A 20,090-nucleotide genomic window follows, 5' to 3' on the forward strand; every position below is an offset into this window, starting at 1 on the left:
GTGCTGGGTCCGGTCGACCTGGTGCTGATGGGCATCGGCGCCATCATCGGCACCGGCATCTTCGTGCTGACCGGCACCGGCGCGTTGACCGCGGGGCCAGCGCTGACGGTGTCGTTCGTGATCGCGGCGCTGGCGTGCGGCTTTGCCGCGCTGTGCTACGCGGAGTTCGCCTCGGCGATCCCGGTGTCGGGCTCGATCTATACCTACAGCTACGCCACGCTGGGCGAGATCGTCGCGTGGATGATCGGCTGGGACCTGCTGCTGGAATACGGGCTGGCCACCTCGGCCGTGTCGGTGGGCTGGTCGGGCTATTTCCAGTCGCTGATGGCGGGCTTCGGCATGAAGCTGCCGGCGGCGCTGAGCGCGGCGCCGGGCTCGGTGCCGGGCGTGCACACCGTGCTGAACCTGCCGGCGTGCCTGATCATGCTGGCCATCACCTGGGTGGTGTCGTACGGCGTGCGCGAGTCCGCGCGCGTCAACAACCTGATGGTGGCGGTGAAGATCGGCGTGGTGCTGCTGTTTATCGCGGTGGGCGTGTGGCACGTGCAGCCGGCCAACTGGCAGCCGTTCGCGCCGTTCGGCTTTGCCGGCATCTTCAATGCGGCGGCGCTGGTGTTCTTCGCCTTTATCGGCTTCGATGCCGTGACCTCGGCCGCGGAAGAAGTGCGCAACCCGCGCCGCGACCTGCCGATCGGCATCATCGGCTCGCTGGCGGTCTGCACCGTGCTGTATGTGGTGGTGGCCGCCATCATGACCGGCATCGTGCCGTTCGCGAAGTTTGCCGGCGTGGACCACCCGGTCTCGCTGGCGCTGCAGTTCGCCGGCCAGAACTGGGTGGCGGGCTTTGTCGACCTGGGCGCGATCCTGGGCATGACCACGGTGATCCTGGTGATGACCTACGGCCAGACCCGCGTGATCTTTGCCATGTCGCGCGATGGGCTGCTGCCCGAGCGGCTGTCGTCGGTGCACCCGGTGCATGCCACGCCGTATTTCGCCACCTGGACCGTGGGCGTGGTATTTGCCGCGATTGCCGCCTTCGTGCCGCTGAACGTGCTGGCCGAGCTGATCAATATCGGCACGCTGGCCGCCTTCACCCTGATCTCGGTGGCGGTGCTGGTGCTGCGCAAGACCCGGCCCGAGCTGCCGCGCGCGTTCCGCTGCCCGGGCGTGCCGGTGGTGCCGCTGCTGTCGATCGGCTTCTGCCTGTTTCTGATGGCGCACCTGCAGGCGCTGACCTGGGTCGCCTTCCTGGTGTGGCTGGCGCTGGGGCTGGTGATCTACTTCGCCTATGCGCGGCGCAATGCCGTGCTGCATAACCACGGCGGCTGAACGTCAGCGCGCGCCGCGCTGCGCTGCCGCCTGCATGAACGCCACCGCGCGCGGCTCGTTGGCATAGGCGGCGTTGATGCGGATCCACGCCGAGGTCTCGCCGCCCGGGCGGAAGTAGTTGCCCGGCGCGAGCGTCACGCCGTATTCCTCGCCCAGCGTCACCAGTTCGCGCGAGTCCTCGATGCCCGGCGGGCGCGCCCACAGGAAGTTGCCGCCCGAGGGGTGGCAGAACACCTCCCAGCCGTTGCCGTGCAGCTGCCGTACCGCGTTGGCGACGGCCTCGCGCACGCGCAGCCGCAGCCGCTCCACGTACTTGCGGTAGCCGCCGCGCTCGAGCAGCGCCGCGGTCACCGCCTCGGCAAAGTGCGAGCCGGCCACGCTGGTCAGCACCTTCACGTCGACCAGGTCCTTGACCAGCGCCTTGTCGGCGACCAGGTAGCCGATCCGCAGCGACGCCGACACCGTCTTGGAAAAGCCGCCGATGTAGATCACGTGCTCGAGCTGGTCCAGCGTGGCGAGCCGGTCGGTGAAGTGGGTCTGGAAGTCCGAGAAGATATCGTCCTCGACAAAGCGGAAGCCATGGCGGCGCGCCAGCTCCAGCAGCCGGAACGCCACCGGCGGCGCCAGGGTCGAGCCGGTCGGGTTCTGCAGCACGCTGTTGGTGAAGAACAGCTTGGGCTTGTGCTGGCGCAGCAGCGCCTCGGTGGCGTCCGGGTCGGGCCCGTCGGGCGTATGCGGCACGCCCACCAGCTGCACCCCGTGCAGCCGCAGCAGGCCGAACAGGTTGTAGTAGCCCGGGTCTTCGACGAACACCGTGTCGCCCGGCTTGAGCAGGTGGCGCACCACCAGGTCCAGCGCCTGGCTGGCGCCGGTGGTGATCAGCACCTGCGGCAATTCCGCCGCAATGCCAAGCTGGCGCACCCGCAGCAGCACCTGGCGGCGCAGCTCCGGATGGCCCATCGGCGTGGCGTAGTGGATCACGCTGTCGATCTCGTTGCGCGAGATCGCGCGGATCGCCTGGGTCAGGCCCTCCACGTCGCGCCAGTTCTCGGGGACGAAGCCGCCCGCCAGCTTGAGCGTGCCGCTGGGGTGGTTGAACTGCTCCAGGATATGGTCGGACAGGTCCTCGGCCAGGCTGGGGTCCGACCAGCCGCGCGCCGAGCGTCCCGCCAGCGGACTGTCCGCCACATAGAAACCCGAGCCCTGCCGCGAATCGAGCAGCCCCTGCGACACCAGCCGGTCATAAGCCTCGATCACCGGGAAGCGGCTGATGCCGTTCTCGGCCGCCAGCTGCCGGATCGACGGCAGCCGCGCGCCGGGGCGCGCCTCGCGGTTGCCGATCCACGCCTTCACGCCTTCGACGATCTGCTCGGTCAGCGGAATTCCGGTGGAAGCATCTAAGATGAGTTTCATGGGCGGATCTGCCGGGAAAGCCGGCGAGGGCGCAACTGTCAGGAAAAACTACTGAACAGTCCATCGAAAACTGTTCACAACTGTACATGGGATTGTAGTGAGGGATGCGAATAATGGAAGCATGGCGGACGAAGGCGCCGGCATCCGCATCCAGGATGCTCCGGCCCCCGCGATGACCGCCGGGCTGACAAGGAGTGCAACATGCGCGAACTACGGACTTTCGAACTGGACCAACCCGGATTGCCGGTGAGCTGGCGCGCCGGTTACGGGCAGACCGTCTGCGCGGTGGCGGGCAAGCTGTGGGTGACGGTGGAAGGCAATCCCAACGATATCTGGCTGGAACCGGGCCAGGAACTGGCGCTGCCGGAGGGCTATCGGGTCTGGCTGTCCGGCGATGGTGCGGGGGCACGCTTCACGCTGGCGCAGACGCCGGCACCGTGGTCGATGCAGCGGATGGCGGCGTGGCTGCGGGCGCTGCGGCATCGGGTCGACGAGCACAGCACCGATGCATTTGGCGAGTGCCCGCGGATCGGGGCGCTGTGCCGGTGAGTTGGCTGGCAGTCAAACCAGGATGCGGCGCAGAGGCCACCGACAAGGTGGCCTTTTGTTTGTCCGCGGCCCGCAGACACCTACTCTATAAGAACGCTGGCACCCCGCCGTCCGGGTTCCGCCCCATTGATTTACGTTAACGTCAACGTCATACAATCGACCCGCCCCAACCCCGGGGCGCGGCCCGCGCGTTTCCAGCCAAGCCGGCACAGAGCGGCGCCGGCGGACGCCGCGGTCGCAGCCAACACCCGACACGGTGGAGACAATGACCGACCTTTCCGATGTCCACGATGTGCGCCGCGGCGCGCCCCAGCCCAAGCCGGTGCAGCCGGGCACCGGCCCGGCCAACAAGGTGCGCTTCGTCACGGCAGCGTCGCTGTTCGACGGCCACGACGCCTCGATCAACATCATGCGCCGCATCCTGCAGTCGCATGGCTGCGAGGTGGTCCACCTCGGCCACAACCGCTCCGTCGAAGAGATCGTGACCGCGGCGCTGCAGGAAGACGCGCAGGGCATTGCCATCTCCAGCTACCAGGGCGGCCATGTCGAATACTTCAAGTACATGGTCGACCTGCTGCGCGACAAGGGCGGCGAGCAGGTGCAGGTGTTCGGCGGCGGCGGCGGTGTGATCGTGCCCGACGAGATCCGCGCGCTGCAGGCCTACGGCGTGGCCCGCATCTACAGCCCCGAGGACGGCCAGCGCATGGGCCTGGCCGGCATGATTGCCGATATGGTGCAGCGCTGCGACCTGGACCTGAGCCGCTACGCGCCGACGTCGCTCGACCCCGTCGCCGGCGGCGACCGCCGCGCGCTGGCGCAACTGATCACCGCGCTCGAGAACGGCAAGGCCGATGCGGCGCTGGTGGCGGCGATGCATGCGCAGGCGCAGCGGGCATCGATTCCCGTGCTCGGCATCACCGGCACCGGCGGCGCCGGCAAGTCGTCACTGACCGACGAGCTGATCCGCCGCTTCCGGCTGGACCAGCAGGACGCGCTGTCGATCGCCGTGATCTCGATCGACCCGTCGCGGCGCAAGTCGGGCGGCGCGCTGCTGGGCGACCGCATCCGCATGAACGCGATCAACCACCCGAACATCTTCATGCGCTCGATGGCGACGCGCGAGGCGGGTTCCGAGATCTCGCAGGCGCTGCCCGACGCGATCGCCGCGTGCAAGGTGGCGGGCTTCGACCTGGTGATCGTCGAGACCTCCGGCATCGGCCAGGGCGATGCCGCCATCGTGCCGCACGTGGACCTGTCGCTGTACGTGATGACGCCCGAGTTCGGCGCCGCCAGCCAGCTCGAGAAGATCGACATGCTGGACTTCGCCGACTTCGTCGCCATCAACAAGTTCGACCGCAAGGGCGCGCAGGATGCCTGGCGCGACGTGGCCAAGCAGGTGCAGCGCAACCGCGAGCAATGGCACGGCAAGCCGGAGGACATGCCGGTGTATGGCACCCAGGCGTCGCGCTTCAATGACGATGGCGTCACCATGCTGTACCAGGGCCTGCGCGAGGCGCTGGCCGGACACGGACTGAAGGTGAAGGCGGGCACGCTGCCGGTCCTCGCGGGACGCATCTCCACCGGCCAGAACGTGATCGTGCCGCCCGCGCGCAGCCGCTACCTGGCCGAGCTGGCCGACACCGTGCGCGCCTACCATCGCCGCGTCGCCGAGCAGAGCCGCATCGCGCGCGAGCGCCAGCAGCTGCGCGAATCCAGCCGCATGCTGCAGGCCGCGCAGGGCGACGGCGCCGCGCTGGACGCGCTGGCTGCGCTGGCCGCGGAGCGCGACAGCGCGCTGGGCCAGGTCGAACGCAAGCTGCTGGCGATGTGGCCGCAGATGCGCGAAGCCTACAGCGGCGACGAATACGTGGTGAAGATCCGCGACAAGGAAATCCGCACCGGGCTGGTCACCACCACGCTGTCGGGCACCAAGGTGCGCAAGGTGGTGCTGCCGCGCTTCGATGACGACGGCGAGGTGCTGAAGTGGCTGATGCGCGAAAACGTGCCCGGCAGCTTCCCGTACACCGCCGGCGTGTTCGCCTTCAAGCGCGAGAACGAAGACCCGACGCGCATGTTCGCCGGCGAGGGCGATGCCTTCCGCACCAACCGGCGCTTCAAGCTGGTGTCCCAGGGCATGGATGCCAAGCGCCTGTCGACCGCGTTCGACTCGGTCACGCTGTATGGCGAAGACCCGCATGTGCGCCCCGATATCTACGGCAAGGTCGGCAACTCGGGCGTGTCGATCGCCACGCTCGACGACATGAAGGTGCTGTACGACGGCTTCGACCTGACCAGCCCGAGCACCTCGGTGTCGATGACCATCAACGGCCCCGCGCCGACCATCCTGGCGATGTTCATGAACACCGCCATCGACCAGCAGCTCGACAAGTTCCGCGCCGACAACGGCCGCGACCCCACCGCCGACGAAGAGGCCAAGGTCCGCGCCTGGGTGCTGCAGAACGTGCGCGGCACGGTGCAGGCCGACATCCTCAAGGAAGACCAGGGCCAGAACACCTGCATCTTCTCCACCGAGTTCTCGCTCAAGGTGATGGGCGATATCCAGGAGTACTTCGTGCACCACCAGGTGCGCAACTTCTATTCGGTGTCGATCTCGGGCTACCACATTGCCGAGGCGGGGGCGAACCCGATCTCGCAGCTGGCCTTCACGCTGTCCAACGGCTTCACCTATGTGGAGGCCTACCTGGCGCGCGGCATGCATATCGATGATTTCGCGCCCAACCTGTCGTTCTTCTTCTCCAACGGCATGGACCCGGAGTACAGCGTGCTGGGCCGCGTCGCGCGCCGCATCTGGGCCGTGACCATGCGCGACAAGTATGGCGCCAACGAGCGCAGCCAGAAGCTGAAGTACCACATCCAAACCTCGGGCCGCTCGCTGCATGCGCAGGAGATCGACTTCAACGATATCCGCACCACGCTGCAGGCGCTGATCGCGATCTACGACAACTGCAATTCGCTGCACACCAACGCCTACGACGAGGCCATCACCACACCCACCGGCGAATCGGTGCGCCGCGCGCTGGCGATCCAGCTGATCATCAATCGCGAGTGGGGCGTGGCCAGGTGCGAGAACCCCAACCAGGGCAGCTTCCTGATCGAGGAGCTGACCGACCTGGTCGAAGAGGCGGTGCTGCAGGAGTTCGAGCGCATCGCCGAGCGCGGCGGCGTGCTCGGCGCGATGGAGACCGGCTACCAGCGCGGCAAGATCCAGGAGGAATCGCTCTACTACGAGCAGCTCAAGCACGACGGCACGCTGCCGCTGATCGGCGTGAACACCTTCCGCAATCCGGACGGCGACCCGGTGCCGCAGAAGCTGGAGCTGGCGCGTTCCAGCGAAGCCGAGAAGCAAAGCCAGCTCGAGCGCCTGCAGGCGTTCCAGCAGGCGCACGCCGGCGAGGCCCCGGCGATGCTGCAGCGGCTGCGCCAGGCCGTGATCGACAACCAGAACGTGTTCGCGGTGCTGATGGATGCGGTGCGGGTCTGCTCGCTGGGACAGATCACGCATGCGCTGTTCGAGGTCGGCGGACAGTATCGGCGCAATATGTAGACCCCGGTCCACGCGCTGACCGGTAATCGCGCAGGGCGGCCGCGATGGAGGGCCGCCCTGCGTTACACTCGGATGCTGCGCCGCACCGTCATCGCAGGCAAGCCCGACCATCCGGCGCCTGGCGGCAACCCATCCCGAGACCACCGCAACACAAGACCATGGACACCCAGTACAGCCCGAACAATATCTTTGCCAAGATCCTGCGCGGCGAAATGCCGTGCATCAAGGTGTACGAGGACGACGACACCATCGCCTTCATGGACATCATGCCGCAGGCCGACGGCCATACGCTGGTGGTGCCCAAGGAAGCCGCGGTCAACCTGTTCGACCTGTCCGAGCGCGGCGCCCAGGCCGCCATCGTCGCCACCCAGCGCGTGGCGCGCGCGGTGCGCGCGGCCTTCAGCCCGGACGGCATCTCGATCGGCCAGTTCAACGGCGCCGCGGCGGGCCAGACCGTGCCGCACATCCATTTCCATATCGTGCCGCGCTACAACGACCAGTCGCTGCGCGGCCACGCGCGCGACATGCAGGAGCCGGAAGTGCTCCAGGGGCATGCCGAACGCATCATCGCCGCGCTGCGCGAGCAGGCGTCCTGAACCACGCATCCAAGCATTCAACCAAGCAAGCAGAGGAAGACAAGATGGCAATCAAGACTGTAGGCATCGTCGGTGCCGGCACCATGGGCAATGGCATCGCGCAGGCCTGCGCGGTCGTGGGACTGAACGTGGTGATGGTCGACATCAGCGACGCCGCCGTGCAGAAGGGCGTGGCCACGGTGTCGGGCAGCCTGGACCGGCTGATCAAGAAGGAAAAGCTGACCGAGGCGCAGAAGGCCGCCGCGCTGGCGCTGATCAAGGGCAGCACCGCCTATGACGACCTCAAGGCCGCCGACATCGTGATCGAGGCCGCGACCGAGAACTACGACCTGAAGGTCAAGATCCTCAAGCAGATCGACGGCATCGTCGGCGACAACGTCATCATCGCGTCGAACACCTCGTCGATCTCGATCACCAAGCTCGCCGCCGTGACCGCGCGCGCCGACCGCTTCATCGGCATGCACTTCTTCAACCCGGTGCCGGTGATGGCGCTGGTCGAACTGATCCGCGGCCTGCAGACCAGCGACGCCACCCACGCCGCCGTCGAGGCCCTGTCCAAGCAACTGGGCAAGTACCCGATCACGGTCAGGAACAGCCCGGGCTTCGTCGTCAACCGCATCCTGTGCCCGATGATCAACGAGGCCTTCTGCGTGCTGGGCGAAGGCCTGGCCTCGCCGGAAGAAATCGACGAAGGCATGAAGCTGGGCTGCAACCACCCGATCGGTCCGCTGGCGCTGGCCGACATGATCGGCCTGGACACCATGCTGGCGGTGATGGAGGTGCTGTACACCGAGTTTGCCGATCCGAAGTACCGTCCGGCGATGCTGATGCGCGAGATGGTGGCCGCGGGGTATCTGGGGCGCAAGACGGGGCGTGGGGTGTACGTGTATAGCAAGTAAATCGGACCGGGACCGGCCCGTGCAATGGGCTGGTCTGGTCTGAGCGAGGCCGGCGGCTGGGCTTAGGGTCAGCGCCGGCCTTTTTCGTTTGTGATGACCTTCAACGTTGCATCGGCACGTTCGAATCCGGCTGCGGGGGGACTCTCTGGCTGTCGCAGCTGAAAATGCCGAAGCCGTTTCGAATGTCCCGATCTCCAATGTCCATATTTGCCGCAGAAGCATGCTTGGAAAGGCAGCAACAATTAAGGAATGCTGAAGGGTTGCGTCTGACCCGCCGACGCGCCGAGGATGTCGCGGCGCTGGAACGAATCGAGCAGCAGCTCGACGCGACCGTGGTCAAGAAACGGTGACCATCGCCTTTACCCCGGTTTGCCGTAATCCCGCTTACACCGCGTTATATACCGAAACAATCCGCCGCATCTGGTAACAGGAATGCGCGGTAGAGTGCACCCATTCCGTTTACGACAACACCGCATCATGGCTCATCCGGTTCTTTTCGCAGCGCTGCTTGCTGGCATCATGTCCCTGCTCGCGGCGCGTTCGGCGATGGCGCATGTGGACGTGGGGGTGCATATCGGCACTCCGGTCTATGCCGCGCCGGCGCCGGTCTATGTGGCGCCGCCGCCTCCCGTGGTGTACGCGCCGCGCTATCACGGCTGGCATGGCGACCGTTACTGGGACGGCCGGCGCTGGTATGGGCGGCATGAGTGGCGCGGCCGGCATCACCATTACCGGCACCATCATCACCGGCATCACCACTACCGCCACCATGGCCATGGACACCGTGGTCATCACGGTCATCACGGCCATCGCGGCCACGGGCACTGATCGACCCTGACCGCGGCGCTGACAGGCCGGGTCGGCCCGGCTAGCGCAGCAGCACCAGTCGCGGCACCGCGTCGGCGCCGCTCCAGACCACGGCGTTCTGCTGGTAGGCCTGGCCCAGGGCCCGCGCTTCGGCCAGCGCCAGCCCGGGCACCAGGAAGCTTGGTTCGGCGGGCCAGCCGTTGTCGGGATGCTCGCCAGCGGCTTCGATCGCGCGCCGCCCAAGCGCGCTAAGATCCTGCGCCAGCGCCTGTTGCCGGCACGCGTTGGCGGTATCGTCGCAGCGCTGGCTGAAGGGGTTGGCAGCGGTAATGAAGGCGCTGCAGTCCACGCCCAGCGCGCGGTGCAGCGCGGCCAGCGCGGCGCTGGGCTGGTCGATGCGCAACGTCATCGGCGTGTCGCCCAGCACCCGGTAGTGCGTTTCGCGATACGCCCGCAGGGTCTCGGCGTCGATGGCGCTGGCCACCTTATTCCCCACCTTACTCCCCGTACTGCCGCAGTCCGTCGAGGTCCAGCACCTCGATCACGCCGTAGTCCACCCGCACCAGGCCCTGCTGTTCCAGCACCTTGAGCGCCTGGTTGGCGCGCTGGCGCGAGATGCCGGCGAGCAGGCCGATTTCTTCCTGCGAGATCTCCAGCGTCTTGCCGATGCCCGGATACAGGTGCTCGTTGAACAGCGACGACACCGCGCGCGCCACGCGCGAATCGATGTCGAGCAGCCGTTCATATTCCACCGCCGCGATGAACTGCCCCAGGCGCTCGTTGAACTGCGTCAGCAGGAAGCGCGTGAACGGCAGGCTGGTATCCAGCAGCCACTGAAAAGTGTCGCGCGGCAGGAAGGCGATGGTCGAGCGGCGCAGCGCCATCACGTCGTACTTGCGGATCTCCGACTTCAGCACCGCGCCTTCGCCGAACCAGCCGCCGGTAGGCACGCCGGTGAAGGTGACCGACTTGCCCGACGGCGACACCGTGGTGATCTTGACGATCCCTTCGAGCACGCCCAGCCAGTGCTCGGCCTTGTCGCCCTTGTGGCAGACATAGTCGCCCTGGCTGTACTCGTGCACGAACATGGCGCGGCGCACGCGCTCGCGCTGCTCCGGACTCAGGTCTGCTGCCCACACGCAGCGGTCGACAAAATCGTTCAGCATGGCCTCGCGGAAGCTCCGGTAGGGATTAACCCGGAATTGTCACCGGCGTGACAACTGGGGGTGTTGGCATGGGCTATCGTACGATCACAACGGAGCCGCGGGTGCCACCAGGGGCACGCCGGGAAGGCAGAAGACGCTTCTCCCGGCCCCTCAAGACAAGGCACAGACGGGCTTGATGCGACGCGGCAGATGCCGCCGGGCAAAGCAAGCCAAGTATAACGACCGGACCGGCGCTTGACACCGGGCGTGGACCCCCACGCCGGAGGGACAGGAGACAGCGATGCAGGAATCGTCGGCGACGACCTTCCCGCGATGGCTGCTGGCGCACGCCCAGCAGCGGCCGGAGCATCCGGCGTATCGCGAGAAGGATCTCGGCATCTGGCAGACATACAGCTGGGCCCAGGCGGCACAGCAGGTGAGGGCGCTGGCATGTGGTCTGGCCGCGCTCGGTTTCAAGCGCGGCATGAACCTGGCGGTGGTGGGCGACAACCGTCCGCGCCTGTACTGGGCCATGACCGCGGCGCAGGCGCTGGGCGGCGTGCCGGTGCCGCTGTACCAGGACGCCATCGCCAACGAGATGGTCTACGTGCTCAACGATGCCGAAATCGAATTCGCCATCGTCGAGGACCAGGAGCAGGTCGACAAGCTGCTCGAAGTCGAAGCGCTGCTGGCCGAATCCGGCCGCGCCGTGCGCCACGTCATCTTTGAAGATCCGCGCGGCCTGCTCGACTACGATCACCCGTCGCTGATGTCGTACGAGCGCCTGCAGGAACTGGGGCGCGAGTTCGACCAGGCCCACCCGGGCTTCTATGACGAGGTCATCGCCGCCGGGCAGCCCGACGATACCGCGATCATCCTCTATACGTCCGGCACCACCGGCAAGCCCAAGGGCGTGTGCCATTCGCACCAGGGCCTGATCGGCTCGGCGCGCAACGGCTGCGCCTTCGACAAGCTCAGCGCCGACGACGACGTGCTGTCCTACCTGCCGATGGCGTGGGTCGGCGACAACCTGTTCTCGTATGCGCAGGCGATGGTGGCGGGCTTTACGGTGAACTGCCCGGAATCGCGCGAGACGGTGATGACCGACCTGCGCGAGATCGGCCCCACCTATTACTTCGCGCCGCCGCGGATTTACGAAGGCCTGCTGACGCAGGTGATGATCCGCATGGAGGACGCCGGCTGGATCAAGCGCAAGCTGTTCCACTGGGCCATGGACGTGGCCAAGCGCTGCGGCACCGATATCCTCGACGGACAGCCGGTATCGCTTGCGGACCGCGCGCGCTATGCCCTGGGCGAGGCGCTGGTCTACGGCCCGCTGCGCAATGTGCTGGGCATGAGCCGCATCCGCGTGGGCTATACCGCGGGCGAGGCGATCGGCCCGGACCTGTTCCGCTTCTACCGCTCGATCGGCGTGAACCTGAAGCAGTTCTACGGCCAGACCGAGACCTGCGCCTATGTGTGCCTGCAGCCTGACGGCAAGGTCAAGTTCGATTCAGTCGGCCCGGCGGCGCCGGGCATGGAAATCCGCATCGCCGACAACGGCGAGGTGCTGGTGCGCGGCGTGGGCCTGCTCAAGTCCTACTACAAGCGCGACGATGCCACGCGCGAGGCCATCAACGACGAGGGCTACTTCATGACCGGCGACGCCGGCGTGATCGACGCCGACGGCCACCTGAAGATCATCGACCGCGCCAAGGACGTGGGCAAGCTGGCCGATGGTTCGATGTTCGCGCCCAAGTACATCGAGAACAAGCTCAAGTTCTTTCCGTACATCAAGGAGGCGGTGGCCTTCGGCAACGGCCGCGACCAGGTCTGCGCCTTCATCAACATCGACTTCGAGGCGGTGGGAAACTGGGCCGAGCGCCGCCACCTGCCGTATGCCGGCTACGTCGACCTGGCCGCGCAGCCCGAGGTGCTGGAGATGATCGCCGAATGCGTGAACCAGGTGAACGCGGACCTTGCCAACGACCCGATGCTGGCGGGGTCGCAGGTGGCGCGCTTCCTGGTGCTGCACAAGGAGCTGGACCCGGACGACGACGAGCTGACCCGCACGCGCAAGGTACGGCGCGGCTTTATCGCGGAGAAGTACGGCGTGCTGGTCGACGCGCTCTATGCGGGCAAGTCGGAGCAGTTCATCGAGACGCGCGTCAAGTTTGAAGACGGGCGCGAGGGCAGCGTGTCGGCCACGCTGAAGCTGGTGGATGCCAGGCGGCTGCCGGTAGCGGCGCGCGCGGCATAAGCGCCATAACAGCACAGGTGGAGGCAGCAATATGACGCAAGTGGCCTGGCAAGGCGCCGGCAAGCGCGAATGGAGCGCGGCGGCACGCACCGATGCGAGCGGTGCCGGCGGTGGCGGTGCGATGGCGCCGGCAGGACCGTTGCCCCCGGCGGGGCTGGCGGAAGACAGCGGCGTGCATCCCGGTACGCGCCACGCGCAGCGCACCGGCGCGCAGGCGCGCACCGGCGGCGAGGTGATCCTGGACCTGCAGCACATCTCGCTGTCGTTCGGCGGGGTCAAGGCGCTGACCGATATCTCGTTCGACGTATGCGAGCACGAGGTGCGCGCCATCATCGGCCCCAACGGCGCCGGCAAGAGTTCGATGCTGAACGTGATCAACGGCGTCTACCACCCGCAGCAGGGACGCATCGTGTTCCGCGGCGAGGAGCGCAAGCAGATGCACCCGACCGCCGCGGCGCGCCAGGGCATTGCGCGCACGTTCCAGAACATCGCGCTGTTCAAGGGCATGACGGTGCTGGACAACATCATGACCGGGCGCAACACGCAGTTCCGCACCTCGTGGTTCGCGCATGCGCTGTGGTGGGGCCCGGCGCGCAACGAGGAAATGCGGCACCGGCAGAAGGTGGAGGAGGTGATCGACTTCCTGGAAATCCAGTCGATCCGCAAGACCCCGGTGGGGCGCCTGCCGTACGGCCTGCAGAAGCGCGTGGAGCTGGCGCGCGCGCTGGCGGCCGAGCCGTCGATGCTGCTGCTCGACGAACCCATGGCCGGCATGAACGTGGAAGAGAAGCAGGACATGTGCCGCTTCATCCTCGATGTGAACCGGCAGTTCGGTACCACCATCGTGCTGATCGAGCATGACATGGGCGTGGTGATGGATATCTCGGACCGCGTGGTGGTGCTGGACTACGGCAAGAAGATCGGCGACGGCACGCCGGAAGAGGTCAAGGGCAACCCTGACGTGATCAAGGCATACCTGGGCACTTCGCACTGAGGGTCTGAACCATGACGTTCTTCTTTGAAATCCTGCTTGGCGGCCTGCTGTCGGGACTGATGTACTCGCTGGTGGCGCTGGGCTTCGTGCTGATCTACAAGGCCTCGGGCGTGTTCAACTTTGCCCAGGGCGCGATGGTCTACTTTGCCGCGCTGGCGGTGGTGGGGCTGATGGACAAGGGCATGCCGATGTGGGCGGCGGTGATCGGCGCCTTCGTGGTGATGATCCTGGTGGGCATGAGCACCGAGCGCTTCGTGCTGCGCAAGCTGGTCAACCAGCCGCCGATCACGCTGTTCATGGCGACCATCGGGCTGTCGTTCTTCCTGGAAGGGCTGGGGCCGCTGCTGTTCGGCAACGAGGTGCGTCCGATCAACCTGGGCATCGTCGACGAGCCGATCGAGTCGATCCTGACCACGTTCAACATCGTCATCTCCAAGTTCGACCTCGCGGCGGCCGCCATTGCCGGCGTGCTGGTGGGATCGCTGGCGCTGTTCTTCCAGTACACCAAGGTGGGGCGCGCGCTGCGCGCGGTGGCAGATGACCACCAGGCCGCGCTGTCGCTGGGCATCCCGCTGCAGAACATCTGGGCCATCGTCTGGGGCGTGGCCGGCTTCGTCGCGCTGGTGGCGGGCATGCTGTGGGGCTCGCGCAATGGCGTGCAGTTCGCGCTGACGCTGACCGCGCTGAAGGCGCTGCCGGTGCTGATCCTGGGCGGCTTTACCTCGGTGCCCGGCGCCATTGTCGGCGGGCTGATCATCGGCGCCTCGGAAAAGCTGGCCGAGATCTATATCCCGCCGGTGTTCCAGTCGATGTTCGGGGGCAATTTCGGCGGCATCGAAGGGTGGTTCCCGTACGTGTTTGCCTTGCTCTTCCTGCTGGTGCGGCCCGAGGGCCTCTTCGGCGAAAAACACATTGATCGCGTATAGCGAGCAATGTGTTTTCGGCGAAGGCTAACTTTGCGCAGCAAAGTTAAGTCGCGAAGCGACGGCCGAAGCCAAAAGCACTTCGATGTCGCCTGAAGGGGCGAAGACGTTAGGAGATTCCCCATGTTTTATCGTGAAGCCGGCCAGTTCAAGACCAGCTACGTCGCCGACAGCCAGATCTTCCCGATCCGCCAGGACCGCATCGGCTTTGCGGTGCTGATGGCGATCGCCTTCGTGGCGATCCCGTTCATCGGTTCGGAATACTGGTTCTCGGCCATCCTGATCCCGTTCCTGATTTTTTCGCTGGCGGCGCTGGGGCTGAATATCCTGACCGGCTATGCCGGCCAGCTGTCGCTCGGCACCGCGGCCTTCATGGCGGTGGGTGCCTACGCGGCCTATAACTTCCAGTTGCGCATCGAAGGCATCCCGGTGCTGCTGTCGTTCCTGCTGGCCGGGCTGTCGGCGGCGCTGGTGGGGGTGGCGTTCGGGCTGCCGTCGCTGCGCATCAAGGGCTTCTACCTGGCGGTGGCGACGCTGGCGGCGCAGTTCTTCGTGGTGTGGGCGCTGACCAAGTTTCCCTGGTTCTCCAACAACAGCTCGTCGGGCGTGATCACGGCGCAGCGGCTGGACCTGTTCGGCTACGCCATCGATACGCCGGTGAAGAAGTACCTGTTCGTGCTGGCCATCGTCACGGTGCTGGCGCTGGCGGCCAAGAACATGGTGCGCTCGGCCACCGGCCGCGCCTGGATGTCGGTGCGCGACATGGACGTGGCGGCCGAGGTGATCGGCATCCCGCTGATGCGCACCAAGCTGCTGGCGTTCGCGGTCAGCTCGTTCTACTGCGGCGTGGCCGGCGCGCTGTATGCGTTCTGCTACCTGGGCTCGGTGGAGCCGGACGGCTTCTCGCTGGACCTGTCGTTCCGCGTGCTGTTCATGATCATCATCGGCGGCGTGGGCAGCATCATGGGCTCGTTCCTGGGCGCCGCCTTCATCCTGCTGCTGCCGATCTTCCTGGACAACGTGCTGCCGCCGCTGGCGTCGCTGCTGCACCTGCCCTTTACCAATGCCACTGTGTCGCACATCCAGCTGATGGTGTTCGGCGGGCTGATCATCTTCTTCCTGATCGTGGAGCCGCACGGGCTGGCCCGGCTGTGGCAGATCGCCAAGGAGAAGCTGAGGCTGTGGCCGTTCCCGCACTGACGGAGCGGGGTCTATTGTCTGAACGCAGGTCCTGAGTGAAGTACTGAAGCCTACGCATAACGAAACGCCCCACCGAGGGCGAAGGAGACTGTCATGACCAACCTGATCCGCAACGTGCAACGCGCCGCCCTGGTGGTCAGCGCCGCGGCTGCACTGCTGGCGCCGGCGGCGCCGGCACTGGCGCAAAGCAACGAGCAGTTCATCGCGCTGCCGAGCTATCGCGTGGGACCCTATGGCGCCAACGGGCAGTCCTGGTATGGCGGCTTCATCGACTACCTCAACTACGTCAACCTGAAGGATGGCGGCGTCAACGGCGTCAAGCTGAGCTGGGAAGAGTGCGAGACCGAATACAACAACGCCAAGGGCGTCGAGTGCTATGAGCGCCTGAAGTCCAAGAACGCCACCACCAAGGGCACCGCCTACCACGCCATGTCGACCGGCATCTCCTACGCGCTGGTCGACAAGACCGCCGCCGACAAGGTGCCGCTGGTGATGATGGGCTACGGCCGCACCGACGCGGTCGACGGCTCGGTGTTCCCGTACGCGTTCCCGCTGGTGACCACATACCAGATGCAGGTCTCGGCCATCGTCAAGTACCTGGCCGGCAAGAGCGGCGGCTCGCTCGCCGGCAAGAAGATCGTCTACCTGTACCACGACTCGGCCTATGGCAAGGAGCCGATCGTGGCGCTGCAGGCCGAGGCGCGGCTGGGCAAGTTCAACCTGGTCGAGATCCCGGTGGCGCACCCGGGCAACGAGCAGGGCGCGCAGTGGCTGAAGATCCGCCAGGAAAATCCCGACTACGTGATCTTCTGGGGCTGGGGCGTGATGAACCAGACCGCGCTGAAGGCGGCGCAGAAGGTGGGCTTCTCGCGCGAGAAGATGATCGGCTCCTGGTGGGCGGGCTCCGAGGAAGACACGGTGCCGGCCGGCGATGCCTCCAAGGGCTACATGAGCGCGACCTGGAACGTGGCGGGCAAGAGCGTGCCGCTGATCGCCGATATCGAGAAGGTGGTCTACGGTGCCGGCAAGGGCAACATGCAGGACAAGAACAAGGTCGGTTCGGTGCTGTACAACCGCGGCGTGTCGGCGGCGGTGGTGACGGTGGAAGCGGTGCGCGTGGCGCAGGCCAAGTTCGGCAAGGGCAAGCCCATGAGCGGCGAGCAGATGCGCTGGGCCTTCGAGAACCTGAACCTGACCAATGCCCGGCTGCAGCAGCTGGGTGCCACCGGCCTGCTGCCTGAAATCAAGACCAGCTGCGAGAACCACGAGGGCTCGGGCAAGGTGAAGATCCAGCAGTGGGACGGCAGCAAGTGGGTGGTGGTGTCGGACTGGATCGAGGGCAACAAGGGCCTGATCCACCCGCTGTTCAAGGCCACCGCGGCGCAGTACGCGAAGGAGAAGGGGATTACGCCGGGGTGCTCGAAGTCTTGAGGCCGCCCGAATCCCGACTGGGTTCTCCCCTCTCCCGCTTGCGGGAGAGGGGCGGGGGTGAGGGCCGGCGCTGGCAATAGCGAGTGCGTTCACTTCGTGGCAGCGCCCGCCCGCCCCCCAACCCTCTCCCAGAGGGAGAGGGAGTACCCAATAGGCAAGCTGGAAACCGCAACACCAACACGAGCCGCACCATGAGCCTCCTGTCCGTCAACAATATCGAAGTCATCTACGATCACGTGATCCTGGTGCTCAAGGGCGTTTCGCTCGAAGTGCCGGAAGGCAAGATCGTGGCGCTGCTCGGCGCCAACGGCGCGGGCAAGACCACCACGCTCAAGGCCATCTCCAACCTGCTGCAGGCCGAGCGCGGCGATGTCACCAAGGGCTCGATCGAATACCGCGGCGACCGCGTCGACCAGCTCACGCCCAACGACCTGGTGCGCCGCGGGGTGATCCAGGTGATGGAAGGGCGCCACTGCTTCGCGCACCTGACCATCGAGGAAAACCTGCTTACCGGCGCCTACACGCGCGGCCTGTCGCGCGGCCAGACGCGCGACGAGCTGGAGAAGATCTACGAATACTTCCCGCGCCTGAAGACGCGCCGCAAGTCGCAGGCCGGCTACACCTCCGGCGGCGAGCAGCAGATGTGCGCGATCGGCCGGGCCATGATGGCCAAGCCTGCGATGATCTTGCTGGACGAGCCCTCGATGGGGCTGGCGCCGCAGATCGTCGAGGAGATCTTCGAGATCGTGCGCGGCCTGAATTCGCGCGAGAACGTCAGCTTCCTGCTGGCCGAGCAGAACACCATGGTGGCGCTGCGCTACGCCGACTACGGCTACATCCTGGAGAACGGCCGCGTGGTGATGGATGGCGACGCCGAGTCGCTGCGCACCAACGAGGACGTCAAGGAGTTCTACCTGGGCGTGGCCGCCAACGACGCCGACGGCCCCGGCCGCAAGTCGTTCCGCGACGTCAAAAGTTACCGCCGCCGCAAGCGCTGGCTGGCCTGAGAAGGACGCATAGACCGGCTGCGCGGGCCGTATCGAGCCCTGCGATGCTCGCCGTACCGGTGTACGGCTGCGCTTCCCGGACTCGCTACGGCCCGCTCGCGGCGGTCTCTGCGCCCTTCTCGAAACGCTCGACCATTAACGCAAACCTTTGCCACCCCCGGCAGCATTGACCATGCCAGAACACTTCGATCCGCTCGAAACCCGCGCGCCGGAAGTCCGCGAGCAGGCGCTCCTTGCCGCCCTGGCACGCCAGGTGGCCCATGCGCGCGACCAAGCGCCATACTTTGCCGAACTGCTGGATGGCGTCGATCCGCGCCTGCTGACCTCGCGCGCGGCACTGGCCCAACTGCCGGTGACGCGCAAGTCCGACCTGAGCGCACGCCAGCGCGCGCTGCCGCCGCTGGGCGGGCTCAACGCGACGCCGCTGGGCAAGCTGCGCCACGTGTTCCAGTCGCCCGGCCCGATCCACGAGCCCGACGGCCACGACGCCGACTGGTGGCGCACCGCCCGCGCCATGCACGCCGCCGGCTTTCGCGCCGGCGACCTGGTCTACAACACCTTCTCCTACCACTTCACCCCGGCCGGCATGATGATGGAAAGCGGCGCCCACCGGCTGGGCTGCTGCGTGTTCCCGGCCGGCGTCGGCCAGACCGATTCGCAGGTGCAGGCGCTGGCGAGCCTGCAGCCGGCCGCCTATGCCGGCACGCCGTCGTTCCTCAAGCTGCTGCTGGAGCGCGGCGATGAACTCGGCACGCCCTGCACCAGCCTGGCCAAGGCGCTGGTCTCGGGCGAGGCCCTGCCGCCGTCGCTGCGCAACTGGTTCCGGGATCGCGGGGTGCGCGTGCAGCAGATGTACGGCACCGCCGATGTCGGGCTGATCGCGTATGAAACCGAAGGCGGCGACGGCTGGGTGGTGGACGAGGGCGTGCTGGTCGAGATCGTCGAGCCCGGCGGCTCGCGCCCCATGCCCGAAGGCGAGACCGGCGAGGTGGTGGTGACGGTGCTGGGCAACGGCGACTATCCGCTGATCCGCTTTGGCACCGGCGACCTGTCGGCGGTGGTGGCGGAGTCCTCGCGGCGGCCGAGCCCGTGCGGGCGCACCAATATCCGGCTCAAGGGCTGGCTGGGGCGCGCGGACCAGGCGACCAAGGTCAAGGGCATGTTCGTGCATCCGGGCCAGGTGGCCGACGTCTTGCGCCGCCACCCGGAAATCCGCGCCGCGCGGCTGGTGGTGACCGGCGATCCGGGCGCCGACGTGATGACGCTGCGCTGCGAGGCCACGCGTGAAGACGCCGACCTGCAGCGCGCGGTGGCGGAGTCGCTGCGCGATGTGATGCGGCTAAGAGGCGAGGTGGCGTTCGTGGCGGCGGGGTCGTTGCCGCAGGACGGGCGGCTGATCGAGGATGCACGCAAGTACGAGTGAAGGAGCTTGCCGGGCGAGGAGTGGGGGTGCGGGCCGGAACGTCAACGAAGTGACGGGCGTCGAAAGGCCAGAAAGACTCAAGTCTTCCCCCCATCCTCAGGCCGCGTCGGCAAGCGGATCATCCACACGCTGACCCCCACCGCACAAGCCAGCAACGCCGCCGACACCAGCGGCCGCCCGCGCAGCAGCCACGCCGTGGTCCCCATCGACAGCCACATCATCGACAGCGCCAGGCACTTCGCCTTGAACGGGATGCTCCGATGCCGCTGCCAGTCGCTGACCAGCGGCCCGAAGCGCGGATGTCCCATCAGCCATTCATGGAAGCGCGTCGAGCCGCGCGCGAAGCACGCCGCCGCCAGCAGCACGAATGGCGTGGTCGGCAGCACCGGCAGGAAGATCCCGATCACGCCCAGCAGCAGGCAGAGTCCGCCCAGCGCCACCCAGACGGCGCGCAGCACGCGCTGGCGGTGGCTCAGCACGGCTTCAGGATCGGGCGAAAGGTCAGGGCCGGAACGGGGCAATGGTCGAACAAAGGGCCGCTAAGCGGCC

General features: G+C 66.7%; 18 protein-coding genes. 14 read left to right on the forward strand and 4 right to left on the reverse strand.

The features are described from left to right. On the forward strand, nt 1-1,329 hold a 1,329-nt coding region (bcaP, locus tag AC3FMM_RS26500; protein ID WP_488687701.1), incomplete at its 5' end, for a branched-chain amino acid transporter BcaP. A gap of 3 nt (nt 1,330-1,332) precedes the next feature. On the opposite strand, the gene AC3FMM_RS26505 is transcribed toward bcaP, so the two are convergent. Next, nucleotides 1,333-2,742 carry an aminotransferase-like domain-containing protein gene (locus AC3FMM_RS26505; protein ID WP_116312076.1) on the reverse strand — a complete coding sequence of 470 codons (1,410 nt, stop codon included), beginning with the start codon at nt 2,740-2,742 and terminating at the stop codon, nt 1,333-1,335. Nucleotides 2,743-2,943: 201 nt separating this feature from the next. On the opposite strand from AC3FMM_RS26505, the gene AC3FMM_RS26510 reads away from it, so the two are divergent. The 6 genes from AC3FMM_RS26510 (at nt 2,944) to AC3FMM_RS26535 (ending at nt 9,179) form a co-directional block, all read left to right on the forward strand. Further along, nucleotides 2,944-3,291 carry a DUF2917 domain-containing protein gene (locus tag AC3FMM_RS26510; protein ID WP_115679219.1) on the forward strand — a complete coding sequence of 116 codons (348 nt, stop codon included), beginning with the start codon at nt 2,944-2,946 and terminating at the stop codon, nt 3,289-3,291. Nucleotides 3,292-3,556: 265 nt separating this feature from the next. Next, on the forward strand, nt 3,557-6,856 hold the full coding sequence (gene icmF, locus AC3FMM_RS26515) for a fused isobutyryl-CoA mutase/GTPase IcmF (protein ID WP_488687702.1): 3,300 nt from the start codon (nt 3,557-3,559) through the stop codon (nt 6,854-6,856). 158 nt (nt 6,857-7,014) lie between these two features. After that, entirely contained in the window at nt 7,015-7,452 is a 438-nt protein-coding gene (locus AC3FMM_RS26520) for an HIT family protein (protein WP_115679221.1), read from the forward strand. Nucleotides 7,453-7,496: 44 nt separating this feature from the next. Next, nucleotides 7,497-8,351 carry a 3-hydroxybutyryl-CoA dehydrogenase gene (locus AC3FMM_RS26525; protein ID WP_115707920.1) on the forward strand — a complete coding sequence of 285 codons (855 nt, stop codon included), beginning with the start codon at nt 7,497-7,499 and terminating at the stop codon, nt 8,349-8,351. Between the two features lie 224 nt (nt 8,352-8,575). Next, nucleotides 8,576-8,701 (forward strand): hypothetical protein, encoded by a 126-nt coding sequence (locus AC3FMM_RS26530; protein ID WP_488687703.1) that lies wholly within the window; start codon nt 8,576-8,578, stop codon nt 8,699-8,701. A 127-nt stretch (nt 8,702-8,828) separates the two neighbouring features. Next, entirely contained in the window at nt 8,829-9,179 is a 351-nt protein-coding gene (locus AC3FMM_RS26535) for a hypothetical protein (protein ID WP_116312077.1), read from the forward strand. Between the two features lie 40 nt (nt 9,180-9,219). On the opposite strand, the gene AC3FMM_RS26540 is transcribed toward AC3FMM_RS26535, so the two are convergent. Further along, nucleotides 9,220-9,642 carry a DUF3293 domain-containing protein gene (locus AC3FMM_RS26540; protein WP_116312078.1) on the reverse strand — a complete coding sequence of 141 codons (423 nt, stop codon included), beginning with the start codon at nt 9,640-9,642 and terminating at the stop codon, nt 9,220-9,222. Nucleotides 9,643-9,655: 13 nt separating this feature from the next. Beyond that, nucleotides 9,656-10,324: a Crp/Fnr family transcriptional regulator gene (locus tag AC3FMM_RS26545; protein WP_012351564.1), complete on the reverse strand. Its 669-nt coding sequence runs from the start codon at nt 10,322-10,324 to the stop codon at nt 9,656-9,658. 280 nt (nt 10,325-10,604) lie between these two features. Here AC3FMM_RS26545 and AC3FMM_RS26550 point away from each other — a divergent pair, with 280 nt between their 5' ends. The 7 genes from AC3FMM_RS26550 to AC3FMM_RS26580 all read left to right on the forward strand — a co-directional run bounded on the left by AC3FMM_RS26550 (nt 10,605) and on the right by AC3FMM_RS26580 (nt 19,541). Further along, nucleotides 10,605-12,563 carry an AMP-dependent synthetase/ligase gene (locus AC3FMM_RS26550; RefSeq protein WP_488687704.1) on the forward strand — a complete coding sequence of 653 codons (1,959 nt, stop codon included), beginning with the start codon at nt 10,605-10,607 and terminating at the stop codon, nt 12,561-12,563. 31 nt (nt 12,564-12,594) lie between these two features. Beyond that, nucleotides 12,595-13,557 (forward strand): ABC transporter ATP-binding protein, encoded by a 963-nt coding sequence (locus AC3FMM_RS26555; RefSeq protein WP_115707933.1) that lies wholly within the window; start codon nt 12,595-12,597, stop codon nt 13,555-13,557. 11 nt (nt 13,558-13,568) lie between these two features. Continuing rightward, the gene (locus tag AC3FMM_RS26560; protein WP_062796483.1) at nt 13,569-14,483 is read left to right on the forward strand and encodes a branched-chain amino acid ABC transporter permease; all 915 of its coding nucleotides are present in this window, start codon (nt 13,569-13,571) and stop codon (nt 14,481-14,483) included. Nucleotides 14,484-14,603: 120 nt separating this feature from the next. Beyond that, complete coding sequence (locus AC3FMM_RS26565) at nt 14,604-15,680, forward strand: branched-chain amino acid ABC transporter permease (RefSeq protein ID WP_115707934.1); 1,077 nt, start codon at nt 14,604-14,606, stop codon at nt 15,678-15,680. Nucleotides 15,681-15,773: 93 nt separating this feature from the next. Beyond that, the gene (locus AC3FMM_RS26570) at nt 15,774-17,111 is read left to right on the forward strand and encodes an ABC transporter substrate-binding protein (RefSeq protein ID WP_115707936.1); all 1,338 of its coding nucleotides are present in this window, start codon (nt 15,774-15,776) and stop codon (nt 17,109-17,111) included. Between the two features lie 191 nt (nt 17,112-17,302). Then, nucleotides 17,303-18,118 carry an ABC transporter ATP-binding protein gene (locus tag AC3FMM_RS26575; protein ID WP_018003769.1) on the forward strand — a complete coding sequence of 272 codons (816 nt, stop codon included), beginning with the start codon at nt 17,303-17,305 and terminating at the stop codon, nt 18,116-18,118. Between the two features lie 172 nt (nt 18,119-18,290). Then, entirely contained in the window at nt 18,291-19,541 is a 1,251-nt protein-coding gene (locus AC3FMM_RS26580) for a phenylacetate--CoA ligase family protein (protein ID WP_488687705.1), read from the forward strand. A 77-nt stretch (nt 19,542-19,618) separates the two neighbouring features. Here the strand turns inward: AC3FMM_RS26580 and AC3FMM_RS26585 are convergent, their stop codons facing one another. Continuing rightward, nucleotides 19,619-20,020 (reverse strand): YbaN family protein, encoded by a 402-nt coding sequence (locus AC3FMM_RS26585; RefSeq protein ID WP_115707940.1) that lies wholly within the window; start codon nt 20,018-20,020, stop codon nt 19,619-19,621. Between the last annotated feature and the right edge of the window lie 70 nt (nt 20,021-20,090).

Source organism: Cupriavidus sp. 207A1, from assembly GCF_057798955.1.